The organism is Paraburkholderia sp. CHISQ3, assembly GCF_030464945.1.
Taxonomy (GTDB): Bacteria; Pseudomonadota; Gammaproteobacteria; order Burkholderiales; family Burkholderiaceae; genus Paraburkholderia; species Paraburkholderia megapolitana.
On sequence record NZ_JALPRG010000001.1, the window covers coordinates 523,835 to 538,207 of the forward strand.

At 60.0% G+C, this 14,373-nt stretch carries 12 protein-coding genes, 1 tRNA gene and 1 pseudogene; 13 read left to right on the forward strand and 1 reads right to left on the reverse strand.

Going from position 1 to position 14,373, the window contains the following annotated elements:
• The first annotated feature begins 83 nt into the window (after window positions 1-83).
• From tolQ to M0D65_RS02370, 12 genes are all read left to right on the forward strand, one after another.
• Window positions 84-761, forward strand: coding sequence for a protein TolQ (gene tolQ, locus M0D65_RS02315; RefSeq protein ID WP_091010097.1), 678 nt, complete (start codon window positions 84-86; stop codon window positions 759-761).
• A 10-nt stretch (window positions 762-771) separates the two neighbouring features.
• Complete coding sequence (tolR, locus tag M0D65_RS02320) at window positions 772-1,218, forward strand: protein TolR (protein ID WP_096720933.1); 447 nt, start codon at window positions 772-774, stop codon at window positions 1,216-1,218.
• A complete protein-coding gene (gene tolA / locus M0D65_RS02325) occupies window positions 1,215-2,186 on the forward strand; it encodes a cell envelope integrity protein TolA (RefSeq protein ID WP_266250809.1) in 972 nt (323 codons plus the stop codon). Before tolR ends, tolA begins: the two co-directional genes overlap by 4 nt.
• 113 nt (window positions 2,187-2,299) lie before the next feature.
• Entirely contained in the window at window positions 2,300-3,592 is a 1,293-nt protein-coding gene (gene tolB, locus M0D65_RS02330) for a Tol-Pal system beta propeller repeat protein TolB (protein WP_266250811.1), read from the forward strand.
• 19 nt (window positions 3,593-3,611) lie between these two features.
• Window positions 3,612-4,121 (forward strand): peptidoglycan-associated lipoprotein Pal, encoded by a 510-nt coding sequence (gene pal / locus M0D65_RS02335; RefSeq protein WP_091010088.1) that lies wholly within the window; start codon window positions 3,612-3,614, stop codon window positions 4,119-4,121.
• A 21-nt stretch (window positions 4,122-4,142) separates the two neighbouring features.
• Window positions 4,143-4,901, forward strand: coding sequence for a tol-pal system protein YbgF (ybgF, locus tag M0D65_RS02340; protein ID WP_266250814.1), 759 nt, complete (start codon window positions 4,143-4,145; stop codon window positions 4,899-4,901).
• 222 nt (window positions 4,902-5,123) lie between these two features.
• Window positions 5,124-5,199: transfer RNA gene (locus M0D65_RS02345), tRNA-Lys, on the forward strand.
• A 764-nt stretch (window positions 5,200-5,963) separates the two neighbouring features.
• Window positions 5,964-8,753, forward strand: a complete 2,790-nt coding sequence (locus tag M0D65_RS02350) for a type VI secretion system Vgr family protein (RefSeq protein ID WP_266250815.1) — start codon at window positions 5,964-5,966, stop codon at window positions 8,751-8,753.
• A gap of 226 nt (window positions 8,754-8,979) precedes the next feature.
• Window positions 8,980-11,094 (forward strand): hypothetical protein, encoded by a 2,115-nt coding sequence (locus M0D65_RS02355; RefSeq protein ID WP_308076541.1) that lies wholly within the window; start codon window positions 8,980-8,982, stop codon window positions 11,092-11,094.
• Window positions 11,091-12,563 (forward strand): virulence factor, encoded by a 1,473-nt coding sequence (locus M0D65_RS02360; RefSeq protein WP_266250817.1) that lies wholly within the window; start codon window positions 11,091-11,093, stop codon window positions 12,561-12,563. Before M0D65_RS02355 ends, M0D65_RS02360 begins: the two co-directional genes overlap by 4 nt.
• Before the next feature lie 11 nt (window positions 12,564-12,574).
• The gene (locus M0D65_RS02365) at window positions 12,575-12,832 is read left to right on the forward strand and encodes a PAAR domain-containing protein (RefSeq protein ID WP_266250819.1); all 258 of its coding nucleotides are present in this window, start codon (window positions 12,575-12,577) and stop codon (window positions 12,830-12,832) included.
• Window positions 12,832-13,452: a hypothetical protein gene (locus tag M0D65_RS02370; protein ID WP_266250821.1), complete on the forward strand. Its 621-nt coding sequence runs from the start codon at window positions 12,832-12,834 to the stop codon at window positions 13,450-13,452. Before M0D65_RS02365 ends, M0D65_RS02370 begins: the two co-directional genes overlap by 1 nt.
• A 5-nt stretch (window positions 13,453-13,457) precedes the next feature.
• Here M0D65_RS02370 and M0D65_RS02375 read toward each other — a convergent pair.
• Window positions 13,458-13,835: pseudogene (locus tag M0D65_RS02375) on the reverse strand (capsid portal protein); the annotation flags it as partial.
• A 169-nt stretch (window positions 13,836-14,004) separates the two neighbouring features.
• Here M0D65_RS02375 and M0D65_RS02380 point away from each other — a divergent pair.
• Window positions 14,005-14,373 (forward strand): lysozyme inhibitor LprI family protein, encoded by a 369-nt coding sequence (locus M0D65_RS02380; protein ID WP_266250823.1) that lies wholly within the window; start codon window positions 14,005-14,007, stop codon window positions 14,371-14,373.

The following is a 14,373-nucleotide window of genomic DNA, read 5'->3' on the forward strand; positions in this document are numbered from 1 at the left end:
GCCGAAGCTTCCGGTTTCCCGACCGCCAGCTTCGACGGGCCTTGCAGCCGGACGCCCCTTCCGGGACGTTACAACGAACCTCTATGAACACTACCCAAGATCTATCGATCGTATCCCTCGTTCTCAACGCGAGCCTGCTGGCCCAGGCCGTGATGGCGCTGCTGCTGCTGCTGTCGCTGTTGTCGTGGACATTCATCTTCCGCAAGTGGTTTGCGATCCGGCGCGCACGCGCGCAGACGGAGCGTTTCGAACGCGAGTTCTGGTCGGGCGGCGACCTGCAGGCGCTGTACCAGAGCGCCGCGAACAACCGCCACTCGATCGGCGCACTCGAACGGATCTTCGAATCCGGCATGCGCGAATTCCTGAAGGGCAAGGAAAAACGGCTCAACGATCCGGGCGCGATCCTAGACGGTGCACGACGCGCGATGCGCGCCGCGTTCCAGCGTGAAATGGACGTGCTCGAAGCGAACCTCGCGTTCCTCGCATCGGTCGGTTCGGTCAGCCCGTATATCGGTCTGTTCGGTACGGTCTGGGGGATCATGAACGCGTTCCGCGGTCTCGCGAACGTGCAGCAGGCCACGCTTGCGAACGTCGCACCCGGCATCGCCGAAGCGCTGACCGCCACCGCGATCGGTCTGTTCGCCGCGATTCCGGCGGTGGTTGCCTACAACCGCTACGCTCACGATATCGACCGCCTCGCGATCCGCTTCGAGACCTTCATCGAAGAGTTCTCGAACATCCTGCAGCGCCAGGCGCACTAAGGAGCACACCATGGCCGGTTCCTCGTCATCCAGCATGCGCGGCAGCCGTACGCGCCGCGCGATGGCCGACATCAACGTCGTGCCGTATATCGACGTGATGCTCGTGCTGCTCGTGATCTTCATGGTGACCGCCCCGCTCGTCGCGCCGTCAATTGTCAATTTGCCGACCGTCGGTGGCGCCGCGCCCCAGCAGCAGACGCCGCCGGTCGTCGTCAACATCCGCGCCGACGGCAACATGAACGTCAAGTACAAGGACGATGGCGGCGCGACCCAGCAGGAAAACATGACGCGCGCCGATCTGAATGGCTTCATCACCGATCGCGCGCAGACCCATCCCGATCAGCCGGTCGTGATCGCCGCGGATAAAACCGTGAAGTATGAAGTCGTGATGAACGTGATGTCCGACCTGAAGGCCCGCGGCGTCAAGCGCGTCGGGTTGCTCGTCAAATCGCAATGAAACGCCAGGAATCCTCGTACCCGCTCCAGCCGCCGCGTGAACGCGGCACAGGACGTGCTATTGCGCTAGCGGTGGTGATGCATCTGTTGCTCGGGTACTTCCTGTATCACGGCATCCAGTGGCAGAACAGCACGCCCGCGGGCGCCGAAGCCGAACTGTGGACCGAAGTGCCCGACACCGTATTGCCGCGGCCGGTCGCGACACCGCCCATCAAGGTTGCTCCGCCGCCGGTCGACAACACCGAAGCGGACATCGCGCTGCAGGAAAAGAAACGCCAGCAACAGGAAGCGGCACGCCAGGCGCAGCTTGCCGAGCAGCAACGTCAGAAGCAGCAGGCCGATCAGGAAGCGCAGGCGCAACGTCAGCAGCAGCTTGCCGCGCAGGCGGCACAACTGGCCGCGCAGAAAGCCGCCGATGCGAAGCAGAAGCAGCAACAGCAGCAGGCCGACAAGCTGCGGCAGCAACAGCTAGCTGACCAGCAGAAGCAGGATCAGTTGAAGCAGGCACAGGCTGACGCGAAGAAGAAAGCCGATGCGGATAAGCTCGCGAAGGCCAGGACGGATGCGCAGCAGACGAAGAAGCTCGATCAGGAACGGCGTGCGCGGCTTGCGCAGATGCAGGGGCTGGCCGGTGGCGGCGATGCTTCGAGCGGCGATGGCCTTGCGAAGAGCGGCACCGGCAGCGGCTCGGGTGGCACGGCTGCGTCGGCGGGCTATGCGGAGAAAGTGCAGCGACGCGTACGACCTAACATCGTGTGGGCCGGCGATACACAGGGCCTCGAAACCGTGGTCGCAGTGCACTGTGCGCCCACCGGCACGCTGCTGAGCGCGACGGTGACGCGTAGCAGCGGCAATGCACAATGGGACGACGCGGCGTTGCGGGCGGTTCAGCGCTCCGATCCGATGCCACTCGATACGAACGGCAAAACACCGGCGAGCTTTACGATTACATTGCGTCCGGCAGCCTGACAGCAGCCCGCGCCCCGGCCCACATGGCGTTCCGGGGAACGAATCGGGCGTTTGCAGGTCTGTCTGCTGTCGTAATCTGTTAGATCATCTGTTTTTTTGGGAATCGATAAAGCATGAGTTTGATGACCAAGCTAGGCCTGCGAACACTGGTCGCGTCGTGCCTGATTGCGGCAGGAAGCGCTGCGCACGCACAGCTCAACGTGCTGGTAACCGGTGTCGGGTCGACGCAGTTCCCGATCGCCACCGCGAATTTTGCGAATGAGACGAATTCCCCTCAGCAGATCAGCACAATCGTGCGTCAGGATCTGCAACGTAGCGGCAAATTCACCAATATCGATGCAGGCGGCGCGCCCATCTCCGAAAACGATTCAGTCGACCTCGGCAGCTGGAAGGCCAAGGGCGCGGACGCGTTCGTCGCGGGCAGCGTGAACCAGCTCGCGAACGGTCAATACGAAGTGCGTTTTAAACTGTACGACACGGTCAAGCAGCAGAGCCTTGGCGGTCTCGTGCTGGTGAGTCCCGCGAGCGGACTGCGCATGAGCGCGCACAAGGTTGCCGACTACATCTATGCGAAGCTGATGGGTTCGCGCGGCGTGTTTGCCACGCGCCTGTCATACGTGATCAAGACCGGCGGTCGCTACCAGTTGCAGATCTCCGATTCGGACGGACAGGACGCGCACATCGCGCTGTCGAGCCCCGAGCCGATCATCTCGCCGGCATGGTCGCCGGATGGTACGAAGGTCGCATACGTATCGTTTGAAAAGAAGAAGCCGATCGTCTATATCCACGACCTGCCTACCGGTCGTCGCGTGATCGTCTCGGACCAGAAGGGCAACAACAGTGCACCGGCATGGTCGCCTGACGGTCGCACGCTCGCGGTCGCGCTGTCGCGCACCGGCAATACGCAGATCTTCGCGGTCAATGCGGACGGCAGCGGCCTGCGCCGGTTGACGCAAGGCACGTCGATCGATACCGAACCCGCCTTCTCTCCCGACGGACAATCCATTTATTTCACGAGCGATCGCGGTGGCGCACCGCAGATCTATCGTATGTCCGCCCAGGGCGAAAGTGCCGGTGGCGCGCAGCGCGTGACGTTCACGGGCAACTACAACACGAGCCCGCGCGTGAGTTCGGACGGCAAGCAGCTTGCCTATATCTCGCGCGTCGGCGGCGCATTCAAGCTATACGTGCAGGATCTGCAGTCCGGCGTTGCGACCGGGCTCACCGACACGACACATGACGAATCGCCGAGCTTCGCAGCGAATGGTCAGTACATTCTTTACGCCACTCAGGTGAACGGCCGTGGCGTGTTGGCGGCAGTGTCGACCGATGGTCGCACCCGGCAGGTCCTGTCCGTTCAGGGCGGTAGCGTACGCGAGCCGTCCTGGGGCCCGTTTATGCAATAACACACAAGGAGAGTTAAAAATGATGTCCAAACTTCGTATCGCATTTGCGGTCCTGATGGTCGGTGCACTGGCTGCGTGTCATTCGGGCGTGAAGCTCGACGACAACGCCAACAAGGGCGGCGCGGTCCAGACCCAACCGAACCCGACCGACGTGGCCCAGGTCAACGTCGACCCGCTGAATGATCCGAACAGCCCGCTCGCCAAGCGCAGCGTGTACTTCGACTTCGACGCTTACTCGGTGAAGGACGACTACCAGCCGCTGCTGCAGGCACATGCGCAATATCTGAAGAGCCATCCGGAACGTCACGTGTTGATCCAGGGCAATACCGACGAACGCGGCACGAGCGAGTACAACCTGGCACTGGGCCAGAAGCGTGCTGAAGCTGTGCGTCGCGCGCTGTCGCTGCTCGGCGTGCAGGATTCGCAGATGGAAGCTGTGAGCCTCGGCAAGGAAAAGCCGCAAGCGACGGGTCATGACGAATCGTCGTGGGCCCAGAACCGCCGTGCTGACCTCGTGTATCAACAGTAATCGCAACGGGTGATAAGCCGTATGACGCATCGTTTCTTCCGGCTGCGAATTGCCACAGCCGCGGCCGCCTGTGCAGCGGGCATGGTCCTCCTCGTGACCGTGCCTGCGCACGCGGGCATCTTCGACGACGATCAAGCCCGCCAGGCGATTCTCGACTTGCGCACGAAGACCGACAGCCTGTCGAGCCAGCTGTCCGCTGCACAACGCACGATCCTCGATCAGTCCAACCGTCTCGACCAGCTCAACCAGCAGGTCGCGACATTGCGCGGACAGAACGAGGACATGGCGAACCAGCTGACGACACTGCAGAAGCAGCAGAAGGACTACTACACCGACCTCGATGGCCGGTTGAAGAAGTTCGAGCCGCAGCAGCAGACTGTCGACGGCGTGCAGGGCACCGTGCAGCCTGGTGAAACGGATGCGTTCAACGCGGCATCACAGCAGTTCCGTGCCGGCGACTTCAAGACCGCAGCCTCATCGTTTCGCAGCTTCATCGCGAAGTATCCGCAGAGCCCCTACCAGCCGACTGCGCAGTTCTGGCTCGGCAACGCGCTGTATGCATTGCGCGACTACAAGGGATCGACGGCGACGTGGATGGGCGTCGTGAAGAATTACCCGCAGCATCCGCGCGCGGCGGACTCGCTGCTGGCAATTGCGAACAATCAGCTCGAACAAGGTCAGAAGGCTGCGGCAAAGAAGACCCTCGAGCAGATCGTCGCGCAATACAGCGGTTCGGACGTTGCGCAGTCGGCGCAGGAGAAGTTGTCGCAGATCAAGTAGGAGGCGCCTGCTGTGGCTGGCCGGGTTTGGTTTGTATCATCGGCCGGTTGCAGGAAAGCGCAACGCGTAGTGCTGGATGTCATCAACACGCGCGCCTCTCGCTGAAATGCCCGGAGCATGTCGTTCATGCTTCGGGCTTTTCTTATTGGATTTCGGTGGTCTTCGCCGAGGGTCCGGTTGACACTTCAGCGCAGCGCCCGCTATAATTCCGCTTCTCTTTTTGGGTCGTTAGCTCAGTTGGTAGAGCAGCGGACTTTTAATCCGTTGGTCACGTGTTCGAGTCACGTACGGCCTACCAAAGAATCAAGGGCTTACACGACCGTGTAAGCCCTTTTTGTTTGCCGCTTCCGGTTTATATTAGACAGCGTCTAGTGTTTTAGTGCTATGGATGCGCTCGAAGGTCACAAAAAGGCAAAGCGGCATGAAGCGTTTGCCCTCCAAGGCTAGGACGAGTCGCCTCCAAAAATTTGCCCTCCGGAAAAAGTAACCAAAGAGTAACCGAGGCGTAACCGGTTACCTTTTATATGAGTAACCTTTCCTAAAATCACATTCCCTAAGAATCAATGGTTTGCGAGTCGGTTACCTTTCCGGTTACCTCGGGTTACTGTTTGGGGGTAACCAGAATCCATCTTTAGAATCATTGGCTTGGCGGCTCTTTCGCGCCCCGGTTACTCTGGTTACCTGTTTCCGGTGGCCTTCCCGAATTCACTCCAATCTCGCATCAGAACGCATCACTTCATTGCGCGAGAAAGCACTAGAAACGGCTTGTGCTGCGGGCGTATGGCCTCCCTCTGCCTCTGCATCAAAACCCGCCCCACAAGAGAAGCCCGCAGGCGCGGAGGGGACTGCGATTTCGGCGGCTTTAACGCTGCGCCGACACGGGTCATCCCCTTTTGAGAAAGGTTTTGATTCATATCGCATAAATATTGTTAAATCTAGTCATATATCGTTCATCGACCGTGACATCCTGGGTATCCTCGGACAATTGCAGGCGAGTCCGTCCCCGTGTTGCAGCCGAGGCGTCATCGCCCGACTCAATAAAGTGACCAATACGGGTGACTCATGAATCTCGCCGCTTCCCTGCGCGCTCTCACGTCTGCTGCACTTGACCCAACCAATCGCCCCGCCCGCCTGAACTTCGGCCCGCAGCGTCGCGCGCTTGAAACGCAAATCATGCTGCAACGCGTGGACATCAACGAAGGGTTCATGACGGGCCTGCACGGTGTGCTCACCTGCGTCACGTCACAGGCCGATCTCTCGGAAAAGAAGTTGCTCGGCATACCAGTCGGCGTACAGATCGTCAACGACCAGGGGAAGCTACACGCCATCAACGGCATCGTCACCCGGTTCCGGCGTGGGCAGAGCGACGGTGGGTTGACTGTCTGCCAGCTCACGATGACAGACGGCCTCTCTGTACTGGAGAAGCGCCGCAATTCACGGGTGTTCATTGGCAAGACGCTACCTGACATCCTGCACGAGATGCTGGCCGAGTGGCGGGGGCGCAGTCCGGCGCTGGCGCGAGCGTGCGAGTTCGATCTGTCGGGACTGAATCGCAGTCGCTACCCGGCACGTTCGTTCGTGCGGCAGGACAACGAGACCGACGCCGGTTTTATCCAGCGCCTCTTACGTCGCGATGGTGTCACGTGGTTCGTGAAGGCGGGTAGCCCCGGAAAGAACAGTCAGGCATCCAGCACGCAGGACGATACACCGGCGCATACGCTGGTGTTTTGCGACGACCCGATGCAACTCCCGCAGTGCGTAGCGGGCACCGTGCGCTATCACCCCCGCGACGCCGGCACGGAGATGCGCGATTCAATTACGTACTGGTCATGGCTGTTCGAGCTGGTTGCGGGCCGCGTAGAGCGCTCCAGTTGGGACTATAAGAGTGGACAGATCCATCAGGTCGAAGAGGTCAGCTCGATCGACCAGGGCGAAGCTGGCAACGACCTCGCGCATCTGCTGTCCGAGTCAGTGATCGATGTACCGCACGCATTTGATTCATGGGACGACCACGGCCGGATTGCGCACGATCGCATGCTCGCGCATGAGGGACGGGCCGCGCGAATCGACGGTATCAGCGGTGTGCGCGATCTGGCAGTAGGATTCTGGTTCGAGCTGGTCAACCATCCGGTTGTTGATGCACAGCCTGCGGCCGATCGCCAGTTCGTCACGACCGCCCTGCACCATCGCGCGGACAACAATCTGCCGAAGGAACTCGACACGCAGGTAACGGCGTTGCTCGACGCGAGCCGGTCGCTCTTCGATGCACACACGCAACCAGACTCGAGTCCGGCCGGTAACTCATCCGATACCCGCTATCAGAATACGTTTTCCTGCGTGCGCCGTGGCGTGCCGCTCACGCCCGCGTATGACACCTCGATCGATTTACCGCCCGATCACCTCATCACTGGCGTGATTGTTGGACCGCAAGGCGAGGAAGTCTTCATCGATGAACTCGGGCGCGTACGTGTGCAGATTCAGGGGTTGAATCCGGACGACCACGCGCATGCGCAGGGTGCAGGCACCAACAGCAACCCCAGCGACAGCGCACCGGTGCGCGTCGCGTGCGCGCTCGCTGGTCAAAGCTTCGGCATGAACATTCCATTGCGTGTCGGCATGGAAGTGCTGCTGGCGAGTGTCGGCGGAGATCCGGACCGAATCGTTATCGTAGGCGTCCTATCCAGTGGCGTGAACCCGCCCGCGCGATTCAGCAACACGGGCGCACTCCCCGGCAATCGTTATCTGTCAGGAATGACAGGGCGTGAGGTGAAAGGTAGCCGGATCGGTCAGATCCGCCTCGACAGTACCCCCGGCGAGATTAGCAGCCAGATCGCGAGTGAGCATGCATTCAGCGAGGTGAATCTTGGATTCAACACGCAGCCTCGCGACAATGGGCACGGCCCAGCGCGCGGCGAAGGTGCCGAACTACGCAGCGATGCGAGCGTCGCGGTCCGGGGCGGTAAAGGAATGCTGCTTTCTGCATGGGCGCAGTTCAGGGCGAGCGGTGACATGCTCGCGCGCGACGAGTGCACGCAGATGATGGAGCAGTGTCTTGAGCTGTTCAAAAGCCTGGGTGACTACGCGGGGCAGCATCAGGGCGTTGCGATGGACACGAAGCAGCAGGAAGCGCTTGCGGGGGCAATCAAGGGGTGGCCCCAAGGCGGGTCTAAACAGGCCAGCACGGGGGCATCGGGCGCTTCAGGGGCTGCTATTGCGATCACTGCACCGGCCGGCGTCAGCACCGTTACGCCGAAGACCGTCGCAACGCACGCGGGTGGCAATATCGACACGGTCGCCCTCGAAAACCTGCAAAGCACGAGCGGGCAGCAGATGAATTTTCAGGCGGGTCACGGCTTTTCGGCCTTCACTCAGGGCGGCGACATTTCGTTGATTGCGAACCAGGGCAAGGTAACGACGCAGAGCCAGAACGGTGATACGGAAATCGATTCTGCAAAGGACATCAAGGTCACGGCGGCCGGCGGCAAGCTGACCGGCATGGCAAACGGCGACATCGTCTTCGTCACGTCGGGAGGTGCGTACATCAAGCTCTCGGGTGCGAACGTCGAGATCGGATGTCCCGGCCAGTTCATCGTCAAGGCGGCCGGCCACACGTGGGCTGGAGCTGCCAGCATGAGCACCGACATGCCGAAGTTCGACCACTCACCCCTTGGACGCGTGCCGAAGCTTGTGCGGCCAACTGATGGTCAGGCTGTGCAGGGCATGCACGCCGAAATCACGAAGGCGTCTGGGGAACTGGTCAAAGGACAATCCGACGCGGCAGGGAAACTTGCGCCCATCCAGGGCAGCCAGTTCGAAAAACTCGCAGTGAATTTCTTCAAGAACAAAACCTGATCGGGGAATCGGTATGACGGACACAACCGACACGACGCCGGCTACGCCGGACACATCGGGAAACACCCAGCCTGCGACAGCGGCGGCCAGCGACGGCGGCGGGCTTGATCCGCGCTCGCCGTCGAGCGCATCAAGTTCGAGCAGCAGTTCGCAGGATCGCTATCTCGTCGCGAGCGGCAGCGGCGTGACGATGTTCAACCAGTCCGATCTTGTGTGCCTGTTGCAGATGCCGTTACCGGGCGTCGTCATCTTCGTGCATGGCGTGAACTCGGAGGGGGAATGGTTTGATGCAGCAGAAGCCGGTCTGTGCGCGGGCCTGAACCGCCGGCTCGGGCGTCTGGATGACCACCTGGTGCATGGCGGCCCCCAGGCCGGCCAGATGGCACCCATGCATTACACGAAAAACCTGACTGACGACGGGTTCATCAATCCGCAACTCACCTCAAAGACGTACCTGCAACCCGATGACAACACGTTTTCGCCAGTCATTCATTTCCGCTGGGGCTACAAGGCGAACAAGGAAGAGCTGAAACGCTATGGCGATGCCATTTTCCTGAACGAACAGAATTACTGGGGCGGCGGCCCTTTTGCCAACGGCTGCACCAACCTGCCGGACCTGTGGAACAACGGTGTCGATCCGCGCATCTTCGGGTTCATCAACGTACAGGGCCTCAATCCAACCGCGCGCCCGATCTTCGAGACACCCGCGCGCATGTACAACGTGATGGGCGCATTGCGCCTGGCGAAGCTCATCGGCTCAATCCGCAAGGTGCAGCCCGATGTACCTGTCACGGTCGTCTGTCACAGTCAGGGCAACATGGTCGGGCTGGCCGCCGCGTTTCTCGGCGACAGGCTCTCGAAGAGCGCGGGTGTCCGATGCGTAGCAGATACCTACGTGCTAGCCAACGCGCCGTACAGCCTGCTCGGTACGATCAAGGGCGACGGCTCGCCGATGATGGAAGACTGGACAGAACGTAATGACAAGGATTCGCAGGGCAACCGCGGTCGGGTTGATACACAGGCGCGGGTCAAGACGCTAAAGGCATTCTTCGAGCTGATCGCGAAGGGCAAGGATGCGGAAGACCAACGCGACGCGATTGACTACCGGTTCACGATGGCGAACATGAAGAACGCGGGACCAGATGGCAAGCCCGCCTACGATCCCGACTTTGATCGCGCGCACTACGGCGTGCAGAACCACACATACGGTCGAGTGACGCTCTATTCGAATCCGCACGACCAGGTGATCTCTGCAGCCCCTGTGCAGGGGATGGGCTGGCGCGGGCTGCATCCCGACGAGGTCGCACTCGTCAAGGGGTCGAGCCTGTTCACGCAGCGCGTGTTTGCAAGTGGATGGAAGGTCGGTCAGGCGTCACCCGCTACGTACCGTACCTGGGAGGACGACTGGCGCTACGGCAAGGGTTCGACGAAACAGTTTTTCTTCCCGGAATCGCCGCCCGCAAAGTACAACCTGGTGAAGGCCCTGCGGGGAAATACGCACTGGTACGGCAAGCTGGGAAGCTTCGCAGCCTCGCCCGTGCTGTACATCGTGACGATGGCGACGTCCGCACTCGGGATGATGCGAACCAATGGCGACCCACCGAAGGACTGGCGCGTATTCTGCGACGCTCCCGGTCTGCCCGAAGTGTTCACCCCGCAGGCGATTCGCTATGGAGCGGTCGTGAGCGTAAAGGACGGATCTGTGACGAGCGATTTCAACGAAGAGAACGACCCGGTTGCATCTGCTCGCAACAAAAATAAGGCCGTGAATCCAGACGATCCGTACGACAGTTACAAGGCTCCGAACGCGGACATGGCGCCGCAAGGGGATGCCGAAAGCGAGGCATCGCAACGTTACGACGATCACGCGATTGCACGCATGGAGGCGCGGCACAGCAAAAATTCCGACTGGGTGCAGGACGGCAATGTCATCGGAGAGTCAGGTCCAGATGCACAGATGCCTGACGGATATCAGGCATGGAGGAACAAGGAAATCGTCCAGATTCTCAGCGTACCGGTAAACAACCCGACAAACCATTCAACGATCATGGGGAACCCGATGCATGCGGAGAAGGCGTTGGCCTACGACGTTGCAATTGGTATCTGCCGTATTCCACCTGAACAGCTAAACATGTTTCGAGTCGAGGCAGACTGGCGGTTTGGAAACGCATTGGAGAAGGACAATCCCAACAAGCGCTACGGTGAATACTTTCAATATGGGACGATGGACAATGCTTCGCTTACCAAGTGGGTCACTAGCGATGCAGATGCGAAGTTGCCTGATGAAATCGACGACAAACGTCAAGGCGGCAAGCTGCTAACGATTGGGGAGGCTGTATGAAGTCCCTGATTGCAACGCGCTCGCGACGGCTCGTACTGGCGTTGATTGTGATGCTACTGTTAGGAGCCGCGCTGATCGGTGGGGCGCTAAGTCACGGGGGCTCGCAGACATTGAATATTGGAGACGAGATGAAACGATGGATAGGGTTGCCAGTGCTGGCTGGGATCGCGGTCTTCGCACTTGCAACGGCTTGGTCAACATCTAGCGCGTCGGCGGCGGAACCAAACACCACACAAGTGCCGGCTGCTCCAGCTGCGCCCGCGAAACCGTTTCTCGCCCAGGTCGTCGGGCTCGAATGGCTCAACCCGTTACAACGTCGCGATTACCCCACAGAGTGGCAACTACTGTGGACAATGGGGCTTGTGAAGCCAAATAAGAATGACGACATGGTAAGGAAAGACCCCAAGAGTTTCACGTCGCTCCAGCCTGTTGCGATTGTCGCTGACGGCAACAACGGCCGTGAAAGTTTTGACGGGTTTTATGAAAAGTATGTCACGCAACTCTTGGTCCTATTTGCAGATAAGTATGTGATGAACGGTCGATATTTCTATACGGTTCAGCCGTCGAACCGACGTCACTGGAGAGAGCTGGCAGGGATTCGTATTGAACTTGCAATTCCACCGCGACTTGCTCCCCAAGAAGCTACTTCTTATCTGACCAAGGAAATGATCACCGCTTTCTCGATCGGGAATAAGGAGTTCACAGACCTGTGGAGCAAAGATTTACCCCCTCATATTCAGACACAGATCGGCGGAGCGAACGCCGGCTTCATGTCGCTGAATGCCGCGCTCGACTACCTGCAATCTCACCCGCAGGAAAGCGTCTGGGTAATGAATTGGGACGCTCCGAGTTTTCCGCCAAAAGACCAGCAGATGAACGAAAACCTCACGCTGCTGTTCCTCGCCGGCCCGGAGCTGAAGACCGAACGAGAACCGCTCGCGTGGATCGGCCGAGCCGCGACAGGCAACGTTAGTGATTACGAAGCGAAGGCTGGCACCACGCGCGCGGTGCAGGCGTGGAAAGCGACGATCGTGCAGGCCGCGCAAAACGCCAGCGTTGACCCCAGCAGCATCAAATTCGTCGTACACGATGCGGGCAAAGGCGGTGAAGCAGCGTCCGCGCGCCTCGGATCGCTCTCGCAGACCCTTACCGAAACGCTGCCTGAATTCGACTACGGGAAACAGGTCTTCAACACACCGGCGCTGCTCGGCGAAATGGGTGCCGGCACGGCCCTGACGGACGTCGCACTGGCGATCGGCCGGATCAATCACTTTGGCGGCAATGCGCTCGTCGCGGGCACGACTGACGCGAATCATCCGACTGCCATCGTCATCCTTCCGCCCTCGAAGCTCACACCGATCGATCCAGACAAGGACTGGTTCCGCGCGCGCGGCGAAGACAACGCTTATCTGCCGTGGTGGGGCCGTCGTTCCGACGTCAATTACGGCATGCAGGGTTACTCATACTAGGAAAGGCGATCATGCGAGGAGTCATTCGCGTCGGCGATATACATAGCCACGGCGGACGCGTTGAAACCGGGGCACCTCACAGCGAGGTCATGGGGAAGGCGGTCGCTCGCAAGGGCGATCGCTGCACGTGCCCGATGCATGGTGAGGTGGTGATTGCTGAAGGCGATGAAGACTTCCAGATCGACGGTGCGGCCGCTTCGTTCGAGGGGCATAAAACAGCATGCGGTGCCGTGTTGATTTCGAGCCTTCCGACTTCCGGGCGTGAATGATGAATGATTTACCCGACACCATATCCGACGCATTCGTGCTGAAGCCGGAGAATAGCGACGATCCGCTAGTGCTCGGTGGGGTCAGTGTGTCAGGGCATGTCCCGAGCTGTTTTCTGTCGATGTTCGACGCCCTGCTGTTCGGTGTGCACCAGTCCAGACAGACCGGCGAAGCTTACGAGGTGCTGCGAGCTTCTGAGTACCCGCATTTTTTTGCCGATCACGACGATCACCAGAAACCCGTCGCGTTGCACGTGGCATGGCCGGCACGCGATGGACGTTTGCTGATACGCGACGACGGCCGGTTCCATAATCTGCAATGGGTTCAAAAGCCAAAGAGTCCCTTTGTGCCTCAATTGCATCTTGACGAAGAAGCGCTGGAGTTCGTCGACAGCCTGCACGAACTGGCTGGCCTTTTTGCCTGGCAGGAAACCCACCGCGACGTATTGACCTGGGACAGACCGCGCCTGACGTACGCGATTGAGCGGGCGCTAAGAGTCACGCCAACCGAATACCTATTGCCGTCAGGAGAAATCACGCAGTACGCGCTGTATGACCCGGAGTTTGGGCAATGGCACTTCGTGCCACGCGCGTTACCTGACATGCCAATCCCCGGTGTATGAGTCTGTCAGGTACTAGCCTGACCCGCGACGGCAACTCCCGTGCAGATTACATAGGGCGTGAATCGCACCACCTCGTCGCCGATCCAGTCATTGATCTGCGAGAACCGCCGTTGTAACGGCTCGATCTCGTTACGCCCGAACACCGAGGCGGTTGTATCGGCCGCACCAAACCCGCCGGTATTGCCCGGCACGATTCCCATGAGCTGCGGTGGCACACGGTGCGCCGCGAGCAGATCATCGCGCGTAACATTCTTGATATTGAAGAACTCGTCGCGCGCGGTGACTTCGGACACAGGTATGAGCTGGATGCCATCTTTCTTTCCGTTCGGCGTGTCCATGAACAGATTGCGGAAGTTGCCCGGCCCCTTGCTGTTCTTCAAGGCGCCACATTCTGCATTCATTGTGGGCTCAAGCTATTCGAGCAATGCGGCTGCGGCGGACGCAACTTTGCCTTCTTCCCGTTCTGCAATCAGTGCGGCAATCCAGTAGTTCGGACTGGCGCAGGTAACGAGGTATCACAATGAAGTGGGTTCCCCATTCAAAGGATAAATTATGAAAAAGACGCTCATGATGTGCATGCTCGGCCTTGCGTTGTCGCAAGGAGCGCGCGCCGAAACGTCGGCGCAATACGCGGCCTGTCGGGAACGTGCGGGCAGCAACGCCGTGCAGGTCGATCTTTGTATCGAGAAGGAGCTCGCGGTGCAGGACACCCGGCTGAACGAGGTCTACGGCAAGCTCGCGCACCAGTACGCGAAGGATCCCGCTCAACGCAAGGCGTTGAAGACCGAAGAGCTCGCCTGGCTGAAGGATCGCGACAGCGAATGCCAGACCAAGGACGGCACGGGAGGGACCCGGCCCGATTGCGAGCTGGATAAGACCGATTCGCGCGCGACGGAACTCGAGTCACGACTTAGCCAGTGA